Consider the following 23,434-nt stretch of genomic DNA (forward strand, 5'->3'; position numbering starts at 1 on the left):
TGCGGTGTGCTTCATAAGGTAGAGATCCGGAGCGGAACGCTCAACGCATTTAAATGAGCGGTCGTGCGCCGGGGCGCACGACCGCTCACCGGGTCACTGTGGCGCGTTCAATTCGTCCAGTGCCGTTACCGCGCCGCGGTGCAGGACCACCGGGTCGGTCTTGCGCGCGGTCTCGAGCTTGATCTCCTTGGCCGCCGCGTTCGCCTGCTCCAGTTGCGCCTTGCGGTCGAAGAGCGTTCGGGTCAGCACGCAGGCCACGTTCGCGTCCAGGTTCTCGCGGACCAGCAGCAGGTTCGGCACCACGATGGTCGGCACGTCCGCCGGCGTCTTGTAGGCGGTGGCCGGGATCGTGCCCGTCTCGTAGACCGGGTTGATCTTCTGCAGCTCGGGCAGCAGCGGCGTGACGTCGAGGAAGGCGACCTGGTCGGCCGAGGTGGTCAGCAGGTCGGTGATGCCCGGCGTGGGCAGGCCGCCCGACCAGAACAGCGCGTCGATCGAGCCGTCCTTGACGCCGTCCACGGTCTTGGCCAGGTCCAGCCGCTGCGCCTGCACGTCCTTGTCCGGGTCGAGCCCGGCCGCCGTGAGCATCCGCCGGGCGATGACCTCGGTGCCGGACTTCGGCGAGCCGGTCGAGACCCGCTTGCCCTTCATACCGGCCACGTCGGTGATGCCCGCCGCCTTGCGCACGATGACCTGCGTGTAGTTGGTGTGTATCCGGGCGAGCGCCTGCACCGGCTGCCGCGCGTTGAAGCTGTTGGTGCCGTTGACCGCGTCCGCCGCGCTGTCGGCGAGCGAGAAGGCGACGTCGAACTCCCCCGCGACCAGCTGCTGGATGTTCTGCACGGAGGCGCCGGTCTCGGCGGCGGTGGCCTTGAGCTTGCCGCCGGCGGCGTTGATCTGTTCGGCGTAGGCGTTGCCGAGCGCGAAGTAGACGCCCGTCGCGTTGCCGGTGGCGATGCCCACCCGGGTGTCGTCGGCGACCTCGCAGGTCACCTCGCCGCCCGCGTCCTGCTTCGCGGCGTCCTGCTTGCCGCCGCAGCCCACCAGCGCGGACGCGGCCAGCGACCCGGCCGCGGCCAGGGCGATTGCCTTCCTCATAACGTGGTCCTCCCTGTTCGATGGATGAACGCGATCCCGGCGGCGAGGGCGAGCGCGACGGCGCCCATCACGATGGTGAGCGGGGCGAGATAGAGCAGCAGCAGCCCGGCGGCGCCGCCGAGGATCCGGCTGGCCGGGCCGGCCGCGCCGATGCCGGGCACCCAGGAACCGGTCGCGATCGCCAGGCCGAGCACCGCGAAGACCGCGACGACGCTCGCCCAGAGGATGCCGAGCGCCGGGCCCCTGGCCAGCAGGTACTCGCCGGGCTCAGTGAGCACGAACGCGATCGGGACCAGGAAGGCCGGCAGCGCGTACTTGAGGGCCTGCCACATGGTGGGCACGGTGCGGCCGCCGGTGATCGCGCTGGCGCCGACCGCGGCGAGTGCCGTCGGCGGGGTGACCTCGGAGAGCACCGAGAAGTAGAAGACGAACATGGCGGCGGCCGGGGCCGAGACGCCGAGCGCGAGCAGCGCCGGGCCGATGATCACCCAGCCGATGATGAAGCTGGCCGTCACCGGCACGGCCAGGCCGAGGATCGCCAGCGCGATCGCGGCGAGCACGACGGTCAGGGCGAGCACCGCGGTCGGGTTGTCGGTGACCGCCTGCGCGCCGCTGACCAGCAGCGAGGCCAGCTGGGCGCCGAGCCCGGTCTTGGTGGTGGTCGCGGTGATGATGCCGGCCGCGGTGCAGACCGCGACCACCGGCAGCACGCCGCGGACGCCGGCCGACAGGGCCGCGAACAGCCGCCGCGGCGTCAGCCAGTTGCGCCGGTCCAGGAAGGAGAGCGCCGCGGCGAGCAGCGTCGCGTAGACGACGGCGCGGGTCGCGCTCTGGCCGACGGCGAGCAGGACGACGATCAGCACCAGCGACGAGAAGTGGTAGCCGAACCGCAGCAGCAGCCGGCCGGCGCTGGTCTGCGGCACGTCGACCGCGCGTACCCGGAACCGCCGCACGTCGATCTCGACCGCGAGCAGGATGCCCAGGTAGTAGAGGACGGTCGGGATCATCGCCCAGCCGAGCACGGTCAGGTACGAGACCTCGAGGTACTCGGCCACGATGAACGCGGCCGCGCCGAGGGTCGGCGGGGAGAGGATCGCGCCGACGCCGGCGGCGGCGAGCATGCCGCCGGCCTGCTCGGCGGGGTAGCCGGCCCGCCGCAGCATCGGCCAGGTGACGGCGCCGACGCTGACCGCGGTGGCGGTGCCCGAGCCGGAGACGGTGCCGAGCAGGAAGCCGGCGGCCACTGCCGTGCGCCCGGCGGCGCCCCGCGACCTGCGGAACGCGGCGACGGAGAGGTCGACGAAGAACCGGCTGGCGCCGGAGAGGTCGAGGACGGCGCCGTAGATGGTGAAGAGCACGATGTAGGTGGCGGCGACGTCGAGCGGCGTGCCGTAGAAGCCGCTGCCGGAGTTGTAGAGCGCGTCGACGATCTGGGCGAAGTCCAGGCCGGAGTGTGCGATCGACCAGTTCTGCGGCAGCAGGCCGCCGTAGTAGCCGTAGGCGAGGAACGCCAGGCAGACCAGCGGCAGGGCCAGGCCGGTGGTGCGCCGGCAGGCCTCGACGACGAGCACCAGCATGATCGCCCCGGCGGCGACGTCGGCGGTGTCGAGCAGGCCCTGCCGGTCGAGGAACGCGTCGTAGCCGCCGTTGAAAGGGTTCACCGGGTAGAGGCAGACCAGCAGGGTCACGGCGGCCAGCACCCAGTCGGGCACGGTCGGCCGGTCGGCGCCGGCTCGGGCGCCGCCGCGCGCGGGGAGCCCCGAGCGGTAGACGAGGAAGACGAGCGGCAGCGTCAGGGCCAGGAAGATGATCAGGTAGAACTGGCTGCCCTGCGCGAGCGGCCGGAAGACCTGCCAGAGCGCGAGCAGGGCCGCGGCGAAGGCGACCACGGCGACGCCGACGCCGATCGGGCCGGTCAGCGCGCGGGCCGGGCGCTCCTCGTCGTCGAAGTGGACGGCCGGCGGATCGGCGAGCGCGCCCGGCGCCGGCGGGTCCGGATCCACCGTGGACGCGGGACCGGGCGTGCCGCCCTCGGCCCCCGCCCGGTCGACCGGAGATCGACCGTTGACCATGAACGGACGTTACTATGCGCGCTGCTCTTTGTAACCTCTCAAACACGCAGACCTGCGTAACGATGCAGCCAATTCGTCACAAATAGTGCAAAGGTAGTGTCCGCCGCCGGATCGCTCCGTTGACACGGGTTATGGTGCGTCGTTCTTCACTGCAGGAAATCCGCGAGCAGACCTACAAGGTCCGGGACGCGTGGTGGACCGTCCTGCTCGTCGATCCGCTCGCGGCGAGGCTGGTCCGCCTCGTCGCGCCCTACCGGTGGATCACCCCGAACCTGCTGACCGGCCTGGCGACGCTGCTGGGCGTGGCCTCGGCGGCCTGCTTCCTGGCGCCGTGCTTCCTGTCCGGTGACCGGTGGTGGCTCGCCGCCGGCGCGGTCTTCTTCCACCTGAGCTTCGTCGTGGACTGCATGGACGGCAAGGTCGCCCGGCTGAACGGCACCGGGTCGCTCTTCGGCGCCTGGTTCGACTTCATGTTCGACCGGCTGCGCGTCTTCATGTGCGCGGTCGCGCTCTTCGGCGGCGGGTACGCCCGGACCGGCGAGATCGCGTACCTCTGGACCCTGATCCTGGTGACCTTCCTGGACCTGTTCCGCTACGTGAACGGGCAGCAGATGGCCAAGACCCGCGAGACCATGCGCGCGGACCTGGCGGAGGCGGGTGGGCCGGCGCCGCGCACCGCGCCGGACGTCGCCGAGCTGATGCCGCCGCAGGGCCCGCGTGCCCGGCTACGCGCGGCCCTGCTGCGGCACCGGATCCGGACGCACCTGGTCAGCGGCATCGAGTTCGAGATGGCGGTCTTCATCATCGGCCCGCTGACCGGCTGGATCATCGCCACCTCGCTGGTGGCCGGCGCCCTGCTGCTGGCATTCGAGCTCCTGCTGATCGTGAAGCTGTGGCGGGCCACCCGGGGCTTCCCGGTCGCCCTGGCGAAGGCTCAGGCGGCGGCCGCCTGTGGCCGGACCCTGCAGAACGCGGGGTCGGTGCCGAACTCCGAGGCGGGGATCAACGCCTGACGTCGCCCAGGTACTTGAGGACCGCCAGGACGCGGCGGTGGTCGATGTCGGTCGGCGGCAGGTCGAGCTTGGCGAAGATGTTGCCGACATACTTCTCGACCGCGCTGTGGCTGACGCCGAGGGCGTCGACGATGCCGCTGTTGGAGCGTCCCTCGGCCATCAACCGCAGCACCTCCAGCTCGCGGGGCGTGAGCCGGGCCCGCGGATCCGGTCGCCGCCGCACCATGAGCTGGGAGACCACCTCCGGGTCCAGGGCGGTGCCGCCGGCGGCGATGCGGCGCAGGGCGTCGAGGAAGTCGCCGACCCGGGCGACCCGGTCCTTGAGCAGGTAGCCGACCGAACTGGTTGCCGCCGACAGCAGGTCGGTCGCGTACCGCTCCTCGACGTACTGCGAGAGCACCAGGATCGCGGTGTCCGGCAGCAGGCGCCGGATCGCCAGCGCGGCGCGGATGCCCTCGTCGGTGTGCGTCGGCGGCATCCGCACGTCGACGACGACCAGGTCGGGCCCGTGCTCGACGACTGAGCGCAGCAGCGCCTCGCCGTCGCCGACGGCGTCGACCACCTCGAAGCCGCCGTCGGTGAGCAGCCTCGTCAGGCCCGCCCGCAGCAGCACCGAGTCCTCGGCCAGGATCACCCGCACGGCAGGACCACCCGGACGACCGTCGGCCCGCCGGCCGGGCTGGTGACGCTCAGCTCGCCGTCGACCGCGGCGGCGCGCTGGGCCAGGCCGGCGAGGCCGCCGCCGGCCCGCGGCGCCGCGTTGCCGCGGCCGTCGTCGGTCACCGTCACCGCGAGCCGGTCGCGCCGGCGCCGCAGCTCGATGGACGCCCGGGTGGCGCCGGCGTGCCGGGCCACGTTCGTCAGGGCCTCCGCGACGATGAAGTAGGCGATGGCCTCGACGGCGCCCGGGCAGCGGCGCCCGATGTCGACGGACACCTCGACCGGGATCGGCGAACGCGCGGCGAGGCCCGAGACGGCGGCGTCCAGCCCGCGGTCGTCGAGCACGGCCGGGTGCAGCCCGCGCACGAACTGCCGCAGCTCGGTCACCGCCAGCATCGCCTCCTCGTGTGCCGCCACGATCGCGTCCCGGGCCGGCGACGGCTCGGTGATCGCCTCCCGGGCCATCCCCAGGTTCAGTGCCAGGGACATCAGCCGCTGCTGGGCGCCGTCGTGCAGGTCTCGCTCGATGCGGCGGCGCTCCTCGTCGGTGGCGAGCAGGACCTCCCTGCGGCTGGTCCGCAGCGACTCCATCCGCTCGTACAGCAGCTCGACGTCGCCCGGGCCGAGCAGATCCTCGGCGACCCGCGTGTCCCACCGGGCGAACCGCCGGGCGACCGGCGGCGCCATGATCAGCACCGTCGCCGGCGCGGCCACCACCAGCGCCCACAGGTGATAGGCCAGTTGCCGGCCCACGCCGCGTGGCGTCCAGGACGGCTCGGGAATGTCGGCGCCGAGCAGGCGCCGGAAGCGCGCCCGGTGCAGCACGCCGATCTCGTGCACGAACCAGGAGAACACGAGCGGCAGTGCCGAGACCGCGCCGAGGTATAGCGCGAACAGGCCCCAGCCGCCGTCGGGCCCGCCGAGGAGGCTGAGCAGCGCCGCACCCCAGAGCGTTACGAGCGTGGCGAGCAGCGCGGCACCCAGCGTGGACAGCACGGCACCGGCCAGCAGGTGCCGGATCGGCCGCGCGCCGTTGTTCGTGTCGGTCGGTTTGCTCACGCCGTCGACCGTAGGCAGCCCGGCGCCGCCTGACCATCCGGCATTCCCCCGGTCTGGGGTGTGGAAATCCACACCGACGGCGGCGCGCACGCCCCACTGACCGGACGCGTCGCGGCCGCGAGCCTGGAGACGACAACGAGAAGGGGACACCATGATCGAGGCAATGGGCCTGACCAAGCGGTACGGCGACGACTACGCGGTCCAGGACCTGACATTCACCGTACGGCCGGGCGTCGTCACCGGCTTCCTCGGGCCGAACGGCGCCGGCAAGTCCACGACGATGCGGATGATCCTGGGGCTGGACGCGCCGACCCGCGGCTCGGTGCGCGTCAACGGCCGGCCCTACGCGGCGCACCGCACGCCGCTGCGCGAGGTCGGCGCGCTGCTGGACGCCCGGGCCGTGCACCCGGGCCGCAGCGCGTACCACCACCTGCTGGCGCTCGCGCAGACCAACGGCATCGCACGCTCACGGGTGCGTGAGGTCATCGACGCGGTCGGCCTGGACCGGGTCGCGAACCGGCGGGCCGGGCGGTACTCGCTCGGCATGGCGCAACGGCTGGGCATCGCCACCGCGCTGCTCGGCGACCCGCACACGCTGATCCTGGACGAGCCGCTCAACGGCCTGGACACCGAGGGCATCCGCTGGGTGCGCGGCCTGCTGCGGGACCTCGCCGCGCAGGGCCGGACGGTCTTCGTCTCGTCGCACCTCATGACCGAGATGGCGCTGACCGCCCAGCACGTCGTGGTCATCGGCCGGGGCCGGCTGATCGCGGACACGAGCCTGGACCGGCTCGTCGCGGACTCCGGGCACGGCTCCCTCGAGGAGGCCTTCCTCGAGCTCACCGCCGGCGCGGCCGAGTTCCGCACGGCCGCCACGAGGGGTGACGACCGATGAACGTCGTACTGGCCGAGCTGACGAAGCTGCGCTCCGTCGCCTCCACCGCCTGGTCGCTGCTCAGCGCCGTGGGTCTGATCGTCGGCTTCGGCATCCTCTACTCGACGGCGCGGGCGAGCCACCCGCCGGCCGCGGGGGCCGCCTTCGACGCCGTCGCGGTCAGCCTGGCCGGCGTGCAGGCGGCGCATCTCGCGGCGGGCGTGCTCGGCGTCCTGGCCGTCACGAACGAGTACGCGAGCGGCCTGATCCGCACCACCCTGGCGGCCGTCCCGCGGCGTACCCCGGTGCTCTGGGGAAAGGCCGTGGTGCTCGCGGGCGTGACGTTCGCGGTGAGCCTGCCCGCCGTCCTCGCCGCCTTCCTCGCCGGTCAGTCCGTGCTGGCCGCGGAGCACCTCGACACCTCCCTCGCGGCGCCGGGCGTGGCGCGCGCGGTCGTCGGCGGCGCCGGCTACCTGGCGCTTGTCGCGCTGCTCGGCCTCGGCCTGGGCGCCATCGTGCGGCACACGGCCGGCGGCGTCGCGGCGGTGTTCGGCGTCCTGCTCGGGCCGCAGATGCTGACCGGCTTCCTGCCGGCCGGCGTGGCCGACGACGTCTACGGCTGGCTGCCGTCGCCCGCGGGCCTGGCCGTCGCGACCGTCCGCCCGGACTCGGCACTGCTCTCGCCCTGGGCCGGTGCGGCCGTCTTCTCGCTCTACATCGCGATCGTGCTGTGCGCCGGCGCCTGGTGCCTGCGCCGCCGCGACGCCTGATCGGAGGTCCGCCGCCCCGCCGGGGTGGCGGACCGCCCGGTGCGGGGGCAGGCTGATTCGGACGACCCGGGGAGGCAGACATGGCGGCGAGTGCGGGTACGGCGGCGTTCCGCGAGGCCCGGGACTTCCTGCTCGCGCACCGGGAGGACTACGCCGGCGCGTACGCGGGGTTCGCCTGGCCCCGGCTCGGCGCGTTCAACTGGGCCCTCGACTGGTTCGACGTCATCGCCGAGGGCAACGACAGCCCGGCGCTCTGGATCGTCGAGGAGGACGACACGGAGCGGCGCTACTCGTTCGCGGAGCTGGCCCGCCGGTCCGATCAGGTCGCCGGCTGGCTGCGCGAGCGCGGGGTGCGCCGCGGCGACCGGGTGGTGCTGATGCTCGGCAACCAGGTCGAGCTCTGGGACTCGATCCTCGCGGTGATGAAGCTGGGCGCGATCATCATCCCGGCTACCCCGCTGCTCGGCCCGTCGGATGCCCGGGACCGGGTGGCGCGCGGCGGCGCCCGGCACGTCATCGCCCTGTCCTCGGCGGCGGAGCGCTTCGCCGGGATCGACGGCGACGTCACCCGCATCGCGGTCGGCACCGCGCCCGACGGCTGGCACTCCCTCTCCGACGCGTACGCCGGCCCGGCGGACTTCACGCCCGACGGGGTCACCGACGCCGGCGACACGCTGCTGCTCTACTTCACGTCCGGCACCACCGCGCGGCCGAAGCTGGTCGAGCACACCCACGCGTCGTACCCGGCCGGGCACCTGTCCACGATGTACTGGATCGGGCTGCGGCCCGGCGACGTGCACCTGAACATCTCGTCGCCGGGCTGGGCAAAGCACGCGTGGAGCAACGTCTTCGCGCCGTGGAACGCGCAGGCCTGCGTGTTCATTCACAACTACTCGCGGTTCGACGGCCCCCGGCTGCTCGCCGCGATGCAGCGCTGCGGGGTGACCAGCTTCTGCGCGCCGCCGACCGTGTGGCGGATGCTGATCCAGTCCGATCTGACCGCGTGCACCGACCCGCCGCGGCTGGTCGTCGGCGCGGGCGAGCCGCTGAACCCCGAGGTGATCGAGCAGGTGCGCAAGGCCTGGGGCGTCACGATCCGCGACGGCTTCGGCCAGACGGAGACCACGGTCCAGGTCGCCAACACCCCGGGCCAGGCGGTGCGGCCGGGCTCGATGGGCCGCCCGGTGCCCGGCTACCGGGTAACGCTGATCGACCCGTCCTCCGGCGCACCCGCCGACGAGGGCGAGATCTGCCTGGAGCTCGATCCCCGCCCGCTCGGCCTGATGACCGGGTACCACGGCGACGCCGCGCTGACCGCGGCGGCGACGGCCGGCGGTTACTACCACACCGGCGACATCGGCTCCCGCGACGCGGACGGCTACATCACCTACGTGGGCCGCACCGACGACGTGTTCAAGGCCTCCGACTACCGGATCTCGCCGTTCGAGCTGGAGAGCGTGCTGATCGAGCACGAGGCGGTGGTCGAGGCGGCGGTCGTGCCCTCGCCGGACGCGCTGCGGCTGCACGTGCCGAAGGCGTACGTCGTGCTCGCCGCGGGCTGGGCCGCCGACGAGGAGACCGCCCGGTTGATCTTCGCGCACTGCCGCGCGCACCTGTCGCCGCACCAGCGGGTGCGGCGCCTCGAGTTCGCGGACCTGCCGAAGACCATCTCGGGCAAGATCCGCCGGGTACAGCTGCGCGAGGCCGAGCGCGCCAAGCACGCGTCGCCGGACGTCACGCCGCCCGGCGAGTTCCACGACCGCGCCTGAGCCGGCGCCGCGCGAGGCGGGCGCCGGCTCAGGGCCATGCGGTCAGCAGCGGCCGAGGTCCTGCCACTGCTGCGTCCAGCCGGGCTCGGAGCCCTGCGTCCAGTACCGCGCCCGCCACAGGTGCTTGCCGTCGCCCGAGGGCGGCCCGCTCGGGTCGCCGTACCGGCTGCGCTCGTGCTTGACCGTCTGCCCGCCCGTGTAGACCGTGGAGAACGACCACTCGGGCGCGGTCGCGCAGTTGCCGGCCGGCGGCGTGGTCGGCGAGGTCGTCGGCGGGGTGGTGGGCGGCGTCGTCGGCGGGGTCGTCGGGGTGGTGCAGCCGCCCGTCGCGTCGACCGTGTCCGCGAACGTGCTGCCCGCGGTGCGGTACGCCGCCGCCTTCGACGTCACCTGCGCCGGGGTGAGCGCCTGGTTCTTCGCGAACAGCACCCAGTCCACCTGCTGCACGTACGTGCTCAGCCCGCCGGTGTGCGCCGCCGTGTCGATGAACCAGAGGTTCCAGTTGATCGTCATCGTCTGCCGTGGATAGAACTTGCCCGAGTGGTCGCCGACCAGCACGCCGTCGATGTAGTACCGGACGTGGCCGCCGGACACCGTCGCCACCAGGTCGTGCCAGCCGGCGAGGCTGCTGCGCTGCTCGGAGTGCACGTTGTCGGCGTACCAGGGATCGGCGCGGTAGGTGTACCAGGTGGTCTGGTAGTTGATCGGGCCCGTCTCGCCCCACCCACCGTTGGGCAGGTACTCGGAGATGTCCAGCTCGCTGTAGGTCGGGTCGAGGTCGCCGTTCAGCGGGCTGATCGTGAAGAACGTCTGGTTGATGTGGTCGCCGTCGTTGCCGCCGGACGGGGTGTCGGTGAAGCGGACCCGGCTGGCGTAGGTGCCCTCGAAGTAGCGCTTCTGGGTGCTGTACAGCTCCGCGTGGTTGGTGCCGGCGCCGGTGCCGTCGGTGGAGGCGGTCAGCTGCATGACCTTCTGGCCGCCGGAGGTGGGGAACGTGATGCTGTTCGGCGACCAGGTCGCGCCGGGCACGCCCGGTCCGCCCGGATAGCTGCGCGCCGTCCAGCCGTGCGAGGACAGCAGGCCGTCGCTGGAGGAGTTGTAGGCGAAGTCGTCGAACAGGTAGCCGCAGTCGGCGGCGGAGGCGCTCGGCGCGCCGCTGAAGATCGCCAGCGAGCCGAGGAGGGCGACCGCTCCCGCGAAGCATAGGGATTTACGTTTGTCGATTGACATGAGCAGGGTCCTCCGAAGATGGGGGATGGAAGGGACCTACTTGACCGCGCCGGCGGTCATACCGCCGCGGATGTGCCGTTGGAACGCGACATAGGCGATGAGCACCGGCAGCATGGCGATGGTCAGGCCGGCGAACAGACCGCTCCAGTCACTGCGGTACCCCTGGCTGACCGACAGGGCGGCCAGACCCTGCGCCAGGACGTACCGGTCCGGGTCGGGATTGAGAACCAGCGGAAGCAGGTACTGGTTCCAGAGCCCGAGGAAATTGAAGATGCCGACGGCGACCAGCCCGGGGCGGGCCATCGGCAGCATCACGCGGAAGAAGACCGCGCCGTGCGAGCAGCCGTCGATGAACGCCGCCTCCGCCACCTCGCCCGGCAGCGTGCGGAAGAACGCGTGCAGGAAGAAGACCGTGAACGGCACGGCGTACGCCGCGTACACCAGGATCAGCCCCTGGTAGGTGCCGAGCAGCCCGAGCTGCCGCACGACGAAGAAGAGCGGAACCAGGGCGAGGAAGACCGGGAAGAACATGGCCGCGACGAACGTGTAGTAGATGAGCCGGTTGCCGCGGAAGGAGTACCGGGCCAGGGCGTACGCGACGAGCGAGCCGAGCAGCATGGTGAGCAGCAGGGCGCCGCCGACCACCAGGACGCTGTTGAGGAAGTACCGGCCGATGTTCGCCTCGGTCCAAGCCCGCGCCCAGTTGGAGAGCTGCGGCGACTCCGGCAGCGACCAGGGATCGTTGAGGATCTCGTCGTCGGTCTTGAAGGAGCTGATCACCGCCCAGATCAGCGGCAGCGTGGTGACCACGGCCCAGGCCAGCATCGCCAGGTGCACGCCGACGACCGGGGTGGCACGCCGCCGGACGCGGGCCGGCGCGGGCGGGTCGGCGACGGCGGGCCGTTCGCGCAGCGCGGTCATGCCGGCACCGCCCGCTCCTCGCGGCCCGGCCGCAGCGCGAGCACGGCCAGGGTCAGCGTGGCGAAGAACAGCGCGACGCCCATCGCCGAGGCGTAGCCGAACTTCCCGTACTGGAAGGCGTTGCGGTACAGGGAGAGCCCGATCACCTCGGTCGCGCCGTCGGGGCCGCCGGGACCGACGGTCATCACCTGGACCACGGCGAAGGCGTCCAGCGCCGCGATGCCGAGATAGACGAACGCGACCTGCACGCTCTGGCGTACCAGCGGCAGCGTGACCTTCCGGAACGTCTGCCAGCCGCCGGCGCCGTCGATCAGCGCCGCCTCGAACAGCTCCCGCGGTATGCCGTCGATCGCGGCGCTGAACAGCACCACGTAGAAGCCGACCGACGACCAGATCAGCACCGCCATCACCGCGGGCAGCGCCAGCGACGGCGAGGCCAGCCAGCTGCGGGCCAGCCCGCCCAGCCCGGCCGCGCGCAGGGCGCCGTTCAGCAGGCCGTTGTTCGGGTTGTAGACGAAGCCCCACAGCACCGCGATGACGACCAGCGACAACAACTGCGGAAAGAAATACACGATCTGGTACGCGCCCGAGCCCGCGATCCCCCGCCTGCCGCCGCGACCGCCGAGGTGCATCATGCTGGCCAGGAAGAGCCCGATCCCGATCGTCACCAGCGGGACCACGACCAGCATGACGGCGTTGTTGCGGACCGCGTCGAGGAAGAGCGAGTCGCCGCCGAGGCGGGCGTAGTTGCCCGCCCCGACGAAGTGCGCCTCGCCGGCCACGCCGGTCCAGTCGGTCAGCGACAGATAGAAGGCCTGCGCGTACGGCGACAGCACGAGCACGACGTGCAGCGCCAGCGCGGGTATCAGCGCGCCGGCCAGGAACCGCCACCGACCGTGTCTCATCAGCGGGTGTACTTCTGCACCGAGGAGTCCCCGGCCAGCGCGTCGGCCGCCTTCTGGATCCGGTCCGACCACTGCGCCGCGGTGACACGCCGGTTGACCAGCTCCCCGGTGGCGTCGTCGACGGCCTTGGCCAGCGGCGCGTACCAGGTGCGGAACCGGTAGGTGAAGGTCTGCCGGCCGGCCGCCGCCACCGCGTCGCGCACCGAGCCGAGGCCGCTGGACAGCGTCAGCCCCTCGGTCGCGCCGGCCACCGCGGGCAGCGTGCCGGCGGACTCGGCGAACGCCTTCGCCGACTGCTTCGAGAACAGGATCCGCAGGTACTCCATGCCACCGGCGGGGTTCTTCGCCTTGGCCGGCACCAGGAACGACTCGCTGCTGGCCGCCTGCACGGCGGTCTGCTCCAGCGCGTCGGCCGCGGTCCGCGACGGCACCGGCGCCATCACCATGTCGAAGTTCGGCCGGGTGACGCCCTGCTGCTCGCTCTCCAGCCACGAGCCGCACGGGATGATCGCCGCCTTGCCCTGCGACCAGGCCGCCTGCGCCTCGGTGTGCGACAGCGCCTCGGAGCCGGACATCAGGTAGCCCTTGCCGGCCAGCTCCGCGAACGCCTCGGCCGCGCCGAGCAGGCCGGGCGCCTTCCAGGCGTTCGGCTCGAGGTTGTCGACGGCCTGGATCAGCGCCGGCCCGCCGGTCTTGGCGGCCATCGACAGCAGCGGGTCGTTGATGTACTCCGGGTACTTGCCCTGGTAGGTCCAGGGCGCGATGCCGTCGGCCTTGATGGTGGCGCAGAGCGCGAGCATCTCGTCCCAGGTCTTCGGGAAGGTCCAGCCCTTCGCCGCGAAGAGCGCCTTGGAATACCAGAGACCCCAGACCGTGTACGTGAGATTGAGCGTCAGCGGCACCTTGTCGAACGTGCCGTCGTCGACCACCCCGGGCAGCAGCGTGTCGCGCACGGTCTTGCCCGGCTGGTCGAGCGCGGGCGCGTCCAGCAGCTGGCTCAGGTCGCTGACCTGCTTGGCCGAGACGAGGGTGGCGATGTCGAGGCGGCTCGCGCCGGTGTTGTCCACGACGTCCGGCGGGGTGTTCGCGACGAACCGGGGCTGCAGCGCCTCCCCGATCTTCTGGATGCCCTGGTGGTCGACCTTCGCGCCGTACTTCTGCGCGTAGACGGCCTCGGCGTTCTTGGCGTACTCGTCGCCGTACCCGCCCTTGAAGATCACGACCTCGAGCGGCGTGCCCGTCTTGACCCCGAGGGGGTTGTCGGCGCTCTTGGCGCCGGTGTTGCCGGCGGCCGGGTCGGCGTCGTCGCCGCCGCCGGTCACGCAGGCGCTCAGCAGCGGCGCCGCGACGCCCGCGGTCAGCGCCGTGCGCAGCAGGGTTCGTCTAGTGGGGTACGGTCCTGGAAGGGGTGAACGGTTCATCAGCTGGGCCTTTTCCCTAAGCGGTACGCCGGATGCGCCCGGCGTACCGCGCTTCGATTTCGCGGTTGTGTTCCCGCCCGCCCGGCACGTTGTCGGACAGGTAGACCGGCGGGGTGACGCCGAGCGCCAGCAGCCGCGCCACCACCTCGACGACGATCTGCTGCGCGAGCAGCGCCGCGGTGATCGAGGAGACGGCACCGACGGCACCGTCGCCGTAGGCGAGAGACGCGTCGCCGTAGGGCGCGCCGTTGTCGAGGACGACGTCGGCGAGGTCGCCGAGCTTGAGCCCGCTGTCGTGCCGCGAGCCGGCCCGGGCCGAATGCGCGCTGGAGGTGATCGCGATCAGGGCGTGCCCGCGCTGCTTCACCAGGTGCGCCATCTCCACCACCGCGCCGTTGACGCCGGAGTTGGAGGCGATGACGAAGGCGTCGTCGGGCTTGATCGGCGCGAGGTCGTACAGCCGGTGCGCGACGCTGGGCGTGCGCTCGAGCTGTGGGTCGCTGAGCACGCTGGCCGGCTCGCCGCCGTACAGGACGAGGTCGCGCAGCGCGATCTTGTTGGTCGGCACCAGGCCGCCGGCCCGGCCGGCGATCTCCATGGCGAGCGCCTCGGAGTGCCCGCAGCCGAACGCCTGTATCACCCCGCCCGCCCGCAGCGTCCCGGTCAGCAGGTCGGCGGCGCGCGCCACCAGGTCGCCCTGCACGCCGATCCGCGCGATGGCCTCCCCGATGACCTCGGCGTAGGCGGCGCTCGTGATGGTCACAGCGGCTTCTCCCTCCGTGCTCGCTTGCGGTTGGCGGTGCCGTTCTCCGGTACGCGGTGCGCGTCGACGGCCCGCACGGTGAGCTCGAGCGCCTCCGCGGTCCGCTCGTAGGTGCGCTGCGCGACGGCGACGTAGATGAGGTCGAGGATCAGCAGCTGCGAGTGCAGCGCGGAGAGGGCGGCGAGCCGGAACGTGGTCTCGTGCACCGAGGTGGTGAAGACGACGTCGGCCACCTCGGCGAGCGGCGAGCGCGCGAAGGAGGTGACCGCGACGGTCAGCGCGCCGTGGTCGGCGGCCTCGGCGAGCGTCTCGATCGCCTCGCGGGTCCGGCCGGAGTGCGACAGGCCGATCGCCACGTCGCCCGGCCCCAGCAGCGCGGCGTTGGTCAGGGCGGTGTGCGTGTCGGCGCGGTACCGGACCGGTATCCGGATCCGCTCGAGGCGGAACGCCATCTCGCTGCCCGCCGTGCCGCTGCTGCCCAGCCCGAAGATCTCCACCCGGCCGGCGGCGGCGATCGCGGTCGCGACCCGCTCGATCGCGGCCGTGTCCAGGCCGGCGGCGGTCGCCTGGATGGCCCGGGTGTCGGCCGCGGTGATCACGTCGAGCACGCTGCCGAGCGGATCCTCCGGCGCGATGTCCCCGCTGATGTCGGTCTCCCAGCGCGCCTGCTCGGCCCGGCCGGTCTCGGTCGCGACGGCGACGCGCAGGTTCGCGTACCCCTTGAAGCCGAGCGCCCGGCTGAACCGGGTGACCGTCGCGGTCGACGTGCCCGATCGCTCGGCCAGGTCGACGATGCTCGCGTGCGCGGCCGTCTCCGGATCGCCGAGGATGGTCTCGGCGATCTTCGCCAGCGCCTCCGGCATGGTCGGTCCCTCGATGCGCAACCGCACCAGCAGCCCGCCGCTCTCACCCGTCACCAGTGGTCTTCCTTTTCATCGATTGGTTATGACGATGAAAATTACGACCACTTCATCGTCTGGTCAATAAGAAGTTTCTATGTTTCGATCTGACGCATGGTCCTGGTGCTGGGAGTCGACGCCGGCGGCACGGCGTCCCGGGCGGTGGTGGCGGCCGCCGACGGCACCGTCGTCGGGCGCGGCCGGGCCGGGCCGGGCAACCCGACGACCGCGGGCCCGGCGGCCGCGCACGCCATCGGGACGGCGGTACGCGAGGCGCTGTGCGGCCACGACCCGGCGAGCGTCGCGGCGGGCGTCGTCGGGGTCGCCGGCGCCGCGATCACGGCCGACCGGCGGATCGCGGCGGCGTTCGCGGACGAGTGGGCGGCGGTGGGCCTGAACTGCCCGGTCACCGTCGTCGGTGACGCGGTGACCGCGTTCGCGGCGGGCACCGCGGCGCCCTCCGGCGCGGTGCTCATCGCCGGCACCGGAGCGGTCGCGGCCCGCATCGGCGACCGGCGGGTGTGCCGCACGGCCGACGGCCTCGGCTGGCTCCTCGGCGATCAGGGCTCGGGCCTGTGGCTCGGCCTGCGGGCGGTCCGCGCGGCGGCCCGCGCCTGGTCCGGCCCGGCCGCGCCGGCCGGCCTCGCCGCCCGGATCGCCGCACACGCCGAAGTGGACTCCCGCGACGCCCTGGTGCACTGGGCCGGCGGCCGGCCACCGACCGAGTTCGCCGCGTTGGCACCGCTGGTCTGCGCGGCGGCCGCGGCCGGCGACCCCCTCGCCGGGCGGCTGACCGCCGAGGCCGGCGCCCACCTCGTCGCCACCCTCGCCGAGCTCGGCCCGCCGGACGGCCCGGTCGTCCTGGCCGGCGGCCTACTGACCCGGGACACCCCGGTGCGCGCCGCGGTCCTCGCGGCCGTGTCAACCCCGGTCACGACCGCCCGGGACCCGGCGACGGGAGCCGCCTGGCTGGCCCTGCGGACGACCACCGACCCCGGGCGGGCCCGGCGCCTGCACGCCCAGATGATCTAGGAGTCGCGCAGGCCGAGCAGCTCGACGGCCATCTCGCGCATCTCCACCTTGCGGACCTTGCCCGTCACCGTCATCGGGAAGCCCTCCACCACGTGCACGTAGCGGGGCACCTTGAAGTGTGAGAGCCGGCCCGCGCAGAACGCGCGCACCGCCTCCGCCGTCAGCGGCTTCGCGCCCGGACGCAGCACCACCCAGGCCATCAGCTCCTCTCCGTACCTGGTGTCGGGCACCCCGATCACCTGGACGTCGGAGATGTCCGGATGCGAGTAGAGGAACTCCTCGACCTCGCGGGGATACACGTTCTCGCCGCCGCGGATGACCAGGTCCTTGATCCGGCCGACGATGTTGACGTAGCCGTCGGCGTCCATCGTGGCCAGGTCGCCGGTGTGCATCCAGCGGGCCGCGTCGATAGCCTCCGCGGTCGCCTCGGGCTGGTCCCAGTAGCCGAGCATCACCGAGTAGCCGCGGGTGCACAGCTCGCCGGCCTCGCCGCGCGGCACCGGCAGGCCGGTCTCCGGGCTGATCACCTTCGACTCCAGGTGCGGCAGCACCCGGCCGACCGTCCCGGTACGCCGGTCCAGGCCGTCGTCGCGGCGGGTCATCGTGGACACCGGCGACGTCTCCGTCATGCCGTAACAGATGGCGACCTCGCCCATGTTCATCTCGGCGACCACCCGCTTCATCACCTCGACCGGGCACGGCGAGCCCGCCATGATCCCGGTACGCAGCGAGGACAGGTCGTGGTCGGCGAAGTCCGGCAGGCCCAGCTCGGCGATGAACATCGTCGGCACGCCGTACAGGGAGGTGCAGCGCTCGGCCGCGACGGCCCGCAGCGTCGCCGCGGGGTCGAAGCCTTGCGCCGGCAGCACCATGCACGCGCCGTGCGAGGTGGCGGCCAGGTTGCCCATCACCATGCCGAAGCAGTGGTAGAGCGGCACCGGGATGCAGATCCGGTCGGCCTCGGTGTAACCGACCAGCTCGCCGACGAAGAAGCCGTTGTTGGCGATGTTGTGGTGCGAGAGCGTGGCGCCCTTCGGGAAGCCGGTCGTGCCCGACGTGTACTGGATGTTGATCGGGTCGTCGAACGCCAGCGTCGCGGCCCGCTCGGCGAGCGAGAGCCCCGCGCCCGCGGCGATCAGGGCGTCCCAGTCCGGCGTGCCGATGAAGACCGTCGCGGTGAAGCCGATCTCGGCGATCATGCCGCGGTAGTCGCTGCCCTTGAACTCGGCCGCGCTGACCAGCAGGCTCAGCCCCGCCTGCCCGACGACGTAGGCCAGTTCGTGCGTCCGGTACGCCGGATTGATGTTGACCAGGATCGCGCCGACCTTGGCCGTCGCGTACTGCGTGATGACCCACTCCGCGCAGTTCGGCGCCCAGATGCCGACCCGGTCGCCCTTGGCGATGCCCCGAGCCAGCAGGCCACGGGCGACCTCGTTCACCGCGCCGTCGAATTCCGTGTAGGTCCACCGGCGACCGGACGGCACGTCGACCAGCGCCTCGCGGTCGCCGAAGGCCGCGACGGTGCGTTCGAGGTTGGCGCCGATCGTCTCGCCGAGCAGCGGCACATCGGAGGTTCCGCAGGCATAGGAGGACATTTCTGCATCATGGGCCGGGCAGGCGGGCGGCGCTACCCCGTTCAGGGGAACCGCACCCCGTTCACCCGTGACATGCTCCCGAGGGTGAAGCGAACGACGATCGCCGATATCGCCCGCGAGGCCGGCGTCTCCAAGGGCGCGGTGTCCTACGCGCTCAACGACCGCCCCGGGGTGTCCGACGCGACAAGGGCGCGGATCCTGGCCATCGCCGACCGGCTGGGCTTCCGGGCCAGCGCGGCGGCCCGGGCGCTGGCCGGCGCGCCGGCGAAGGTGATCGGGCTGGCGCTGCAGCGGCCGGCCAGCACCCTGGGGGTCGAGCCGTTCTTCATGGAGCTGGTGAGCGGCGTCGAGGCGGAGCTGTCCACCCGCTCCTACGCGCTGATGCTGCGGATGGTCCCGGACGACGACGCGGCGTCGGAGATCGACATCTACCGGCGGTGGTGGGTCGAGGGCCGGGTCGACGGGGTGCTGCTCTGCGACGTGCGCGCCGACGACCCGCGGGTCCCGGCGGTCGAGGAGATCGGCATGCCGGCGGTGATCGTCGGGCCGCCGGCGGCCGGCGGCGGGTGCGCGAGCGTGTGGTCCGACGACGCCGTCTCGGTGGCGGAGGCCCTCGAGCACCTGGCCGATCTGGGACACCGGCGGGTCGCCCGGGTCGCCGGCATCGCGGACCTCGCGCACACCGCCGCGCGGACGAGCGCGTTCGCCGACGCGTGCCCGCGGCTGCCGGTCACCTCGTCGAACACGGTCTGGACCGACTACACGGGCGAGGCCGGCGCCCGGGCCACCCGGGAGCTGCTCGGCGGCAGCCCGCGGCCGACCGCGATCGTCTACGACAACGACATCATGGCGATCGCGGGGCTGGCCGTCGCGCGGGACATGGGCTGCTCGGTTCCGGCGGATCTGTCCATCGTGGCCTGGGACGACTCGCCGGTCTGCGGGCTGGTGCACCCGCCGCTGACCGCGCTGACCCGCGACATCTCCGCGTACGGCGCGCACGCGGCCCGGCTGCTGCTCTCCGTCATCGGCGGCGAGCAGGTGGGCAGCCGGCTGCACGAGCCGGCCCGCCTGATCGCCCGCGGCAGCACGGCTCCCCCGCCGTGACTTCTCAGGGTCCGGTGCTGCCGCGCACCTCGAGGCGGCCGCTCTCCGCCTGGACCGGTGGGCGCGCCGCACCGTCGAGCGCGGCGAAGAGCTGCGCGGTCGCGAGGCTGCCGAGGGCCGCGATGTCCCGCCGGATCGCCGTCAGCGGCGGGCCGACGACCTGGCAGAGCGGCGAGTCCTCGCAGGCGACCACCGACAGCTCGGCCGGTACGGCCAGGCCGAGCTCGTCCGCGACCCCGAGGCCCGCGACGGCCATGACGTCGTTGTCGTACACGATCGCCGTCGGCCGGGGCGCCCGCCGCAGCAGCTCGCGGGTGCGCGCCGCGCCGTCCGCGCCGGTGTAGTCGCCCCGGACGACGGTGAGCCTGATGCCGCGCCGGGCGCAGGCCTTACGCATCGCCGCGTCGCGCAGCGTCGTGTGCACCATCCCGGCCGGCCCGCTGACCCGGGCGATCCGCGTGTGTCCCAGCCCGTCCAGGTGGTCGACCAGGTCCCGGGTCCACCCGGTGTCGTCGCACCAGGCGCCGGGCAGGGTGTCCCGCCGCGTGCCGCCGACCAGCGCGGCCGGCAGGCCGAGCCGGCGCACGGCGGTCATCCGCGGGTCGTCCAGGCGCGGATCGCAGATCAGCACCCCGTCGACCCGGCGCTCGGCGGCCCACCGCCGGTACACCTGCGCCTCCTCGCCCAGGTCGGCGACGAGCTGCAGCGCCAGCCCGAAGCCGCGCGCCGACAGCTCGGCCTGGATGCCGGCGATCAGCTGCCGCCGGAACACCTCGACGGTCAGCGCCGCCGAGGAGCGCAGCAGCACCAGCCCGACCGCGCTGGCGGCGGCGCCGTGCAGGGCGAGCGCGGGGCCGTTCGCGCGGTAGCCCACCTCGCGGGCGATGACCAGGATGCGCCGGCGCAGGTCGGCGGAGACGCCGGGGCGGCCGTTGATCGCGTAGGACACCGCGATCCGGGACACGCCAACGCGCCGGGCGATGTCGGCCATCGTCGCTGCACGCACGGCTATACGGTAGTACCCTGCTCGCCCCGGGCACACAGCTCTGGCCTGGCGCCGCTCGACGTGATGAGGTGTGCGGCATGACGAACTACGACGTCGTGGTCGTGGGCAGCGGCTTCGGCGGCAGCGTCACGGCGCTGCGGCTCACGGAGAAGGGCTACCGGGTCGGCGTGCTCGAGGCCGGCCGGCGCTACACACCGCAGACGCTGCCGAAGACCTCCTGGGACCTGCGGGCGTTCCTCTGGGCGCCCGCGCTCGGCCTGCGCGGCATCCAGCGGATCACGCTGCTCAAGGACATCGTGGTGCTCTCCGCGGCCGGGGTCGGCGGCGGCTCGCTGGTGTACGCGAACACGCTCTACCAGCCGCCCGCCCCGTTCTTCGCCGACCCGCGCTGGTCCGGGATCACCGACTGGGCCGCCGAGCTGGCGCCGCACTACGCGCAGGCGACGCGGATGCTCGGCGTCGCCGTCCAGCCGTCGATGACCCCCTCCGACGAGGTGGTCAAGTCGGTCGCCGAGGACATGGGCGTCGGCGGGACGTTCCGCCGTACCCCGGTGGGTGTCTTCTTCGGCGAGCCCGGCCGGACGGTGCCGGATCCCTATTTCGGCGGCGCCGGTCCCGATCGGACGGGGTGCACCGAGTGCGGCGACTGCATGATCGGCTGCCGCACCGGCGCGAAGAACCGGCTGGACCTGAACTACCTCTACCTGGCGGAGCGGGCCGGCGCGGTCATTCATCCGGAGACGACGGTCAAGGCGCTGCGGCCGGTCGACGGCGGCTGGCTGCTGACCACGTCCAAGGGCAGCTTCACCGCCCGGCAGGTGGTGCTCTCGGCCGGCGCGCTCGGCACCCAGCGGCTGCTGCACGCCATGCGGGACACCGGCGTGCTGCCGGGGCTGTCCGCCCGGCTCGGCGCCCTGACCCGGACCAACTCGGAAGCGCTGCTCGGCGCGCAGGCGCCGAAGGTGCCGGAGCGGCCGTTCTCGGCCGGGGTCGCCATCACGTCGAGCTTCCACCCGGACGCCGACACCCACATCGAGCCGGTCCGCTACGGCCCGGGCAGCAACGCCATGGGCCTGCTCACCACCCTGCTGGTCGACGGCGGCGGGCGGGTGCCGCGGCCGGTCCGCTTCCTCGGCCAGGCGCTGCGCCACCCGGTCCTGCTGCTGCGCTCGCTCTCCAACCGGCGGTGGTCCGACAAGACGATCATCGCGCTGGTCATGCAGACCCTGGACAACTCCCTGACGGTACGGCGCACCCGGCGCGGGCGGCTCACCACCGGGCCGGGGCACGGGCCGGCGAACCCGACGTGGATCCCGGTCGGCCACGAGGCGGTGCGCCGGATGGCCGAGAAGATCGGCGGCCACCCGGGCGGCGCGATCGGCGACGTCTTCGACATCCCGATGACCGCGCACATCCTGGGCGGCGTCACGATCGGCGACTCGCCCGAGACCGGCGTGGTCGACCCGTACCAGCGCGCGTACGGCTACGAAGGGCTGCACGTCGTGGACGGCTCGGTGATCCCGGCGAACCTCGGCGTCAACCCGTCGCTGACCATCACCGCGCTCGCGGAGCGGGCGATGTCGCTGTGGCCCAACGCCGGCGAGCCCGACGCCCGCCCGGCCCTCGGCGCGGAGTACCGGCGGCTCGATCCGGTCGCGCCGCGCTCCCCCGCGGTCCCCGCGCACGCGCCGGCGGCGCTGCGCATCCTGCCGACCGCCCCGCCGGCGTCCTGACGCGCCGCCGCCGGGATCGACCGGCGGCGGCGCGAAATCGGCCGGGAGAGCGCCGGCCACCCCGCCGCCGGGTTGACCGACGGCGCAGGACGATGCCAGCCGCCCCGCCATCGGGTTGATCGATGACGAGGCGGGGCCGTTCGGGGAGCCGTGCCCTAGGCGCGGGTGCAGGTCGCTCCGTTGAGGGTGAAGGCGGGCGGGGTGGCGAAGCTGCCGCCGTAGGTGCCCTGGAAGCCGAAGGAGGTGCTGCCGCCGGCCGGGATGCTGCCGTTGAAGGTGACGTTGCGGGCGGTCAGCGCGCCGCTGGTGCCGGAGAGCGTCGCGTTCCAGGAGTTGGTGATCGCCTGGCCGGCGGGGAGCGTGAAGCCGAGCGTCCAGCCGTTGATCGCGCCGCTGCCGGTGTTGGCGACCGTCACGTTGGCGACGAAGCCGTTGCTCCACGAGTCCGCCGCGTAGGTGACCCGGCACGCCGAGGTGCCGCCGGTCGGCGGGGTCGTCGGCGGGGTCGTCGGCGGGGTGGTCGGTGACGTGGTGGGCGGGGTGGTCGGTGACGTGGTGGGGCCGCCGCCGTTGACCGTCGCCGAGAAGCTCGTGACGGCCAGGCCGGCGCCGCCGATCCACGGCTCGAATCCGGCCTGAATGCTGGTCAGGTACCAGGAGTTGGTGATCGCGCCGCGGTTCTTCACGTCGTTGATGAAGTCCAGCACGCTGAAGTTCCAGCTGGTGATCGCCGACGGTGCCACGTACGAGATGACGTTGTTGGCGCCGTTGCTGCCCTGCCAGACCTGCCAGCTGCGGCCGCCGATCGTGGTGTTGCCGATGGCGGAGCCGATCGGCTGGATCGAGCCCTGCCGGTTGAACCAGATCATGATCTCCATGGCGTTGACGCCGTCGCGCCGCGGCGACGGGTCCAGCCAGATGTCATAAGCGGCGTCATAGGTGGCACCGGAGACATAGGTGTAGCCGATGCTGCTGTTCGCGCTGCTGATCGAGCTGACCTGCATCGGCAGGTTGGAACCGGGAGAACAGTTCGTGTAATGGCAGCCGAGGTAGACCGCCGGGTAGGACACCGGGGCCCCGCTGGTGTTGCCGACGCCCTGCTGGCGGGTGATCGAGAAACCGCTGGCGGTGACATTGATGCACTGTTCCGCGGAGGTGCCCCAGCGGTTGTTCATCACGGTGTAACGGCCGCCGATCGTGGTGGTCCCGTACTGCTCGCAGATTTGCGTGTCGGCGTGCGCGGGTCCGGCGACCACGAATGTGGTGACCGAGCCCGCGGCGAGCAGAGCGGCCGCCGTGATGGCGCGGATGGCGCGTCTCATGACTGCTCCTGGGTGGTGGGGGGATCCCCGGGGGAGGGGGTGTGGGAGCGCTCCCACGCAACCTACAACAGATTGATAGGCATGAGAAGTGTTGCGGAAAAGTTTCGGGCATGCGTCGAGGTGACGGCCGGCCCAGGCCCGATAACGGGCGCGCGGCGCGCGGCCGCGCGCCCGAATGCGGGGATGAC

Annotated in this window: 19 protein-coding genes and 1 pseudogene; 7 read left to right on the forward strand and 13 right to left on the reverse strand. The window is 72.8% G+C overall.

Annotated elements, in window-relative coordinates; all coding sequences use genetic code 11:
* Positions 1–93: 93 nt before the first annotated feature.
* A complete protein-coding gene (locus ACIBSW_RS00190; RefSeq protein ID WP_354723848.1) occupies positions 94–1,098 on the reverse strand; it encodes a TAXI family TRAP transporter solute-binding subunit in 1,005 nt (334 codons plus the stop codon).
* Complete coding sequence (locus tag ACIBSW_RS00195) at positions 1,095–3,170, reverse strand: TRAP transporter fused permease subunit (RefSeq protein ID WP_354723846.1); 2,076 nt, start codon at positions 3,168–3,170, stop codon at positions 1,095–1,097. The genes ACIBSW_RS00190 and ACIBSW_RS00195 overlap by 4 nt, the downstream gene beginning before the upstream one ends.
* 131 nt (positions 3,171–3,301) lie before the next feature.
* Here ACIBSW_RS00195 and ACIBSW_RS00200 point away from each other — a divergent pair, with 131 nt between their 5' ends.
* Complete coding sequence (locus ACIBSW_RS00200; RefSeq protein WP_354723844.1) at positions 3,302–4,183, forward strand: CDP-alcohol phosphatidyltransferase family protein; 882 nt, start codon at positions 3,302–3,304, stop codon at positions 4,181–4,183.
* Here ACIBSW_RS00200 and ACIBSW_RS00205 read toward each other — a convergent pair.
* Positions 4,173–4,823, reverse strand: coding sequence for a response regulator transcription factor (locus ACIBSW_RS00205; RefSeq protein ID WP_354723842.1), 651 nt, complete (start codon positions 4,821–4,823; stop codon positions 4,173–4,175). The two genes, ACIBSW_RS00200 and ACIBSW_RS00205, sit on opposite strands and share 11 nt — an antisense overlap.
* Positions 4,814–5,902 (reverse strand): sensor histidine kinase, encoded by a 1,089-nt coding sequence (locus ACIBSW_RS00210; RefSeq protein ID WP_354723840.1) that lies wholly within the window; start codon positions 5,900–5,902, stop codon positions 4,814–4,816. The genes ACIBSW_RS00205 and ACIBSW_RS00210 overlap by 10 nt, the downstream gene beginning before the upstream one ends.
* A gap of 151 nt (positions 5,903–6,053) precedes the next feature.
* On the opposite strand from ACIBSW_RS00210, the pseudogene ACIBSW_RS00215 reads away from it, so the two are divergent.
* The 3 genes and pseudogenes from ACIBSW_RS00215 to ACIBSW_RS00225 all read left to right on the forward strand — a co-directional run.
* Positions 6,054–6,791 (forward strand): annotated as a pseudogene (locus ACIBSW_RS00215) (ABC transporter ATP-binding protein); the annotation flags it as partial.
* A 2-nt stretch (positions 6,792–6,793) separates the two neighbouring features.
* Positions 6,794–7,546, forward strand: a complete 753-nt coding sequence (locus ACIBSW_RS00220) for an ABC transporter permease (protein WP_354723836.1) — start codon at positions 6,794–6,796, stop codon at positions 7,544–7,546.
* Between the two features lie 80 nt (positions 7,547–7,626).
* Positions 7,627–9,315, forward strand: a complete 1,689-nt coding sequence (locus ACIBSW_RS00225) for an AMP-binding protein (RefSeq protein WP_354723835.1) — start codon at positions 7,627–7,629, stop codon at positions 9,313–9,315.
* A gap of 42 nt (positions 9,316–9,357) precedes the next feature.
* Here the strand turns inward: ACIBSW_RS00225 and ACIBSW_RS00230 are convergent, their stop codons facing one another.
* From ACIBSW_RS00230 to ACIBSW_RS00255, 6 genes are read right to left on the reverse strand one after another with little or no spacing between them, the layout of a single operon-like run.
* On the reverse strand, positions 9,358–10,545 hold the full coding sequence (locus ACIBSW_RS00230; protein WP_354723833.1) for a glycosyl hydrolase: 1,188 nt from the start codon (positions 10,543–10,545) through the stop codon (positions 9,358–9,360).
* A gap of 36 nt (positions 10,546–10,581) precedes the next feature.
* Complete coding sequence (locus tag ACIBSW_RS00235) at positions 10,582–11,466, reverse strand: carbohydrate ABC transporter permease (protein WP_354723831.1); 885 nt, start codon at positions 11,464–11,466, stop codon at positions 10,582–10,584.
* Positions 11,463–12,371: a sugar ABC transporter permease gene (locus tag ACIBSW_RS00240; RefSeq protein WP_354723829.1), complete on the reverse strand. Its 909-nt coding sequence runs from the start codon at positions 12,369–12,371 to the stop codon at positions 11,463–11,465. The genes ACIBSW_RS00235 and ACIBSW_RS00240 overlap by 4 nt, the downstream gene beginning before the upstream one ends.
* Positions 12,371–13,792, reverse strand: a complete 1,422-nt coding sequence (ngcE, locus tag ACIBSW_RS00245) for an N-acetylglucosamine/diacetylchitobiose ABC transporter substrate-binding protein (protein ID WP_354723827.1) — start codon at positions 13,790–13,792, stop codon at positions 12,371–12,373. The genes ACIBSW_RS00240 and ngcE overlap by 1 nt, the downstream gene beginning before the upstream one ends.
* A gap of 16 nt (positions 13,793–13,808) precedes the next feature.
* Positions 13,809–14,555, reverse strand: coding sequence for an SIS domain-containing protein (locus ACIBSW_RS00250; RefSeq protein WP_354723825.1), 747 nt, complete (start codon positions 14,553–14,555; stop codon positions 13,809–13,811).
* Complete coding sequence (locus ACIBSW_RS00255; RefSeq protein ID WP_354723823.1) at positions 14,552–15,472, reverse strand: MurR/RpiR family transcriptional regulator; 921 nt, start codon at positions 15,470–15,472, stop codon at positions 14,552–14,554. The genes ACIBSW_RS00250 and ACIBSW_RS00255 overlap by 4 nt, the downstream gene beginning before the upstream one ends.
* Before the next feature lie 96 nt (positions 15,473–15,568).
* Between ACIBSW_RS00255 and ACIBSW_RS00260 the strand changes: the two genes are divergently transcribed.
* The gene (locus tag ACIBSW_RS00260; protein WP_354723821.1) at positions 15,569–16,486 is read left to right on the forward strand and encodes a BadF/BadG/BcrA/BcrD ATPase family protein; all 918 of its coding nucleotides are present in this window, start codon (positions 15,569–15,571) and stop codon (positions 16,484–16,486) included.
* On the opposite strand, the gene ACIBSW_RS00265 is transcribed toward ACIBSW_RS00260, so the two are convergent.
* Positions 16,483–18,081, reverse strand: coding sequence for an AMP-binding protein (locus ACIBSW_RS00265; RefSeq protein WP_354723819.1), 1,599 nt, complete (start codon positions 18,079–18,081; stop codon positions 16,483–16,485). The two genes, ACIBSW_RS00260 and ACIBSW_RS00265, sit on opposite strands and share 4 nt — an antisense overlap.
* 72 nt (positions 18,082–18,153) lie before the next feature.
* Between ACIBSW_RS00265 and ACIBSW_RS00270 the strand changes: the two genes are divergently transcribed.
* Positions 18,154–19,185, forward strand: a complete 1,032-nt coding sequence (locus tag ACIBSW_RS00270) for a LacI family DNA-binding transcriptional regulator (RefSeq protein ID WP_354723817.1) — start codon at positions 18,154–18,156, stop codon at positions 19,183–19,185.
* 4 nt (positions 19,186–19,189) lie between these two features.
* Here the strand turns inward: ACIBSW_RS00270 and ACIBSW_RS00275 are convergent, their stop codons facing one another.
* Entirely contained in the window at positions 19,190–20,197 is a 1,008-nt protein-coding gene (locus ACIBSW_RS00275) for a LacI family DNA-binding transcriptional regulator (RefSeq protein ID WP_354723891.1), read from the reverse strand.
* Between the two features lie 71 nt (positions 20,198–20,268).
* Between ACIBSW_RS00275 and ACIBSW_RS00280 the strand changes: the two genes are divergently transcribed.
* Positions 20,269–21,924 (forward strand): GMC family oxidoreductase, encoded by a 1,656-nt coding sequence (locus ACIBSW_RS00280; RefSeq protein ID WP_354723815.1) that lies wholly within the window; start codon positions 20,269–20,271, stop codon positions 21,922–21,924.
* 155 nt (positions 21,925–22,079) lie between these two features.
* Here ACIBSW_RS00280 and ACIBSW_RS00285 read toward each other — a convergent pair whose 3' ends face one another.
* The gene (locus tag ACIBSW_RS00285; RefSeq protein WP_354723813.1) at positions 22,080–23,246 is read right to left on the reverse strand and encodes a GH12 family glycosyl hydrolase domain-containing protein; all 1,167 of its coding nucleotides are present in this window, start codon (positions 23,244–23,246) and stop codon (positions 22,080–22,082) included.
* Between the last annotated feature and the right edge of the window lie 188 nt (positions 23,247–23,434).

Origin of the sequence: Actinoplanes sp. NPDC049668 (assembly GCF_044465445.1) — a bacterium.
GTDB lineage: Bacteria > Actinomycetota > Actinomycetes > Mycobacteriales > Micromonosporaceae > Actinoplanes.

What these genes read in the sequence shown, in the direction of transcription:
- ACIBSW_RS00270 (WP_354723817.1), top strand. Translation starts at nt 18,154, where the DNA reads ATGCTCCCGAGGGTGAAGCGAACGACGATCGCCGATATCGCCCGCGAG.
- ACIBSW_RS00280 (WP_354723815.1), top strand. Translation starts at nt 20,269, where the DNA reads ATGACGAACTACGACGTCGTGGTCGTGGGCAGCGGCTTCGGCGGCAGC.
- ACIBSW_RS00260 (WP_354723821.1), top strand. Translation starts at nt 15,569, where the DNA reads ATGGTCCTGGTGCTGGGAGTCGACGCCGGCGGCACGGCGTCCCGGGCG.
- ACIBSW_RS00220 (WP_354723836.1), top strand. Translation starts at nt 6,794, where the DNA reads ATGAACGTCGTACTGGCCGAGCTGACGAAGCTGCGCTCCGTCGCCTCC.
- ACIBSW_RS00230 (WP_354723833.1), bottom strand. Translation starts at nt 10,545, where the DNA reads ATGTCAATCGACAAACGTAAATCCCTATGCTTCGCGGGAGCGGTCGCC.
- ACIBSW_RS00190 (WP_354723848.1), bottom strand. Translation starts at nt 1,098, where the DNA reads ATGAGGAAGGCAATCGCCCTGGCCGCGGCCGGGTCGCTGGCCGCGTCC.
- ACIBSW_RS00285 (WP_354723813.1), bottom strand. Translation starts at nt 23,246, where the DNA reads ATGAGACGCGCCATCCGCGCCATCACGGCGGCCGCTCTGCTCGCCGCG.
- ACIBSW_RS00200 (WP_354723844.1), top strand. Translation starts at nt 3,302, where the DNA reads ATGGTGCGTCGTTCTTCACTGCAGGAAATCCGCGAGCAGACCTACAAG.
- ACIBSW_RS00240 (WP_354723829.1), bottom strand. Translation starts at nt 12,371, where the DNA reads ATGAGACACGGTCGGTGGCGGTTCCTGGCCGGCGCGCTGATACCCGCG.
- ACIBSW_RS00225 (WP_354723835.1), top strand. Translation starts at nt 7,627, where the DNA reads ATGGCGGCGAGTGCGGGTACGGCGGCGTTCCGCGAGGCCCGGGACTTC.
- ACIBSW_RS00265 (WP_354723819.1), bottom strand. Translation starts at nt 18,081, where the DNA reads ATGTCCTCCTATGCCTGCGGAACCTCCGATGTGCCGCTGCTCGGCGAG.
- ACIBSW_RS00235 (WP_354723831.1), bottom strand. Translation starts at nt 11,466, where the DNA reads ATGACCGCGCTGCGCGAACGGCCCGCCGTCGCCGACCCGCCCGCGCCG.
- ngcE (WP_354723827.1), bottom strand. Translation starts at nt 13,792, where the DNA reads ATGAACCGTTCACCCCTTCCAGGACCGTACCCCACTAGACGAACCCTG.
- ACIBSW_RS00195 (WP_354723846.1), bottom strand. Translation starts at nt 3,170, where the DNA reads ATGGTCAACGGTCGATCTCCGGTCGACCGGGCGGGGGCCGAGGGCGGC.